The sequence below is a fragment of the Ochrobactrum sp. 19YEA23 genome, assembly GCF_029909865.1.
GTDB lineage: Bacteria > Pseudomonadota > Alphaproteobacteria > Rhizobiales > Rhizobiaceae > Brucella > Brucella gambitense.
Genome location: NZ_JASAMQ010000025.1, coordinates 1 through 1,140 on the forward strand (window position 1 = coordinate 1; position 1,140 = coordinate 1,140).

Genomic DNA, 1,140 nt, shown 5'->3' on the forward strand with positions numbered 1-1,140 from the left:
ATGGGACTGGTGCGTTCGTTCCAGATTTCGGCCACCTTCCCGCATCTGACCGTGCTGGAAAACGTCAAGGTGGCGTTGCAGCGCCCGAACGGCCTTGCCACGCAATTCTGGCGTGCGCTTTCAGCGCTTGATCGGCTGGACGCGAGAGCCGTCGAGCTTCTGGAACGCGTCGGCCTTGCCGATGCCCGTCATGCACTGGCCGCCGATCTGTCCTATGGCCGCAAGCGCGCGCTGGAAATCGCCACCACACTGGCGCTCGATCCGAAAGTGCTGCTGCTCGATGAGCCGATGGCCGGCATGGGCCATGAAGACGTTCACACCATTGCCGCCCTCATTGCCGATGTCGCGAAGGATCGCGCCGTTTTGATGGTGGAACACAATCTCAAGGTGGTGGCCGATATCGCCCACCATGTCACGGTGCTGCAACGCGGCGAGATCCTCGCCTCTGGCAGCTATGCCGACGTCTCGAAGGACGAGCGCGTGCGCACCGCCTATATGGGAACCGAACATGAATAAAGGCCAACCGCTCCTGTCCGTGCGCGGACTGAATGCCTGGTATGGTGAAAGCCATGCCCTGCATGGCGTCGATCTCGACATCTGGCCGGGCGAAACCATCACGCTTCTGGGCCGCAACGGCGTCGGCAAGACGACAACCTTGCGCGCCATCATGGGCATCATCCGCAAGCGTACCGGCACGATCACGCTGGACGGCCGGGATATCATGCGCGTGCCCTTGCACCGCATCGCCCATGCGGGTCTGGGCTTCGTGCCGGAAGAACGCGGCATCTTTGCCACGCTCAGCGTGCATGAGAACCTGCTGCTGCCGCCGGTCGTCGCAAAAGGCGAGCAGAGCCTGATGTCATTGGACGAGATTTACGCGCTTTTCCCGAACCTGCATGAACGGCGCAACAGCCCCGGCACCAAACTGTCGGGCGGCGAACAGCAGATGCTGGCCATTGCGCGCATCCTGCGCACCGGCGTGAAGGTGCTGCTGCTGGACGAGCCGACCGAAGGTCTGGCGCCTGTCATCGTGCAGCGCATCGGCGATGTGCTGGTGGAATTGAAGAAGCGCGGCATGACCATCCTTCTGGTCGAGCAGAACTTCCGCTTTGCCGCCAAGGTCGCAGACCGCTTCTATCT

Annotated in this window: 2 protein-coding genes; both read left to right on the forward strand. The window is 62.3% G+C overall.

The genetic code is table 11. The features are described 5' to 3' along the window. The coding region (locus tag QBD01_RS25390) for an ATP-binding cassette domain-containing protein (RefSeq protein ID WP_280995034.1) at nt 1-516 on the forward strand (516 nt) is incomplete at its 5' end. Next, a partial coding sequence (locus QBD01_RS25395; RefSeq protein ID WP_280995035.1) for an ABC transporter ATP-binding protein occupies nt 509-1,140 on the forward strand: 632 nt, incomplete at its 3' end. The genes QBD01_RS25390 and QBD01_RS25395, both read left to right, overlap by 8 nt.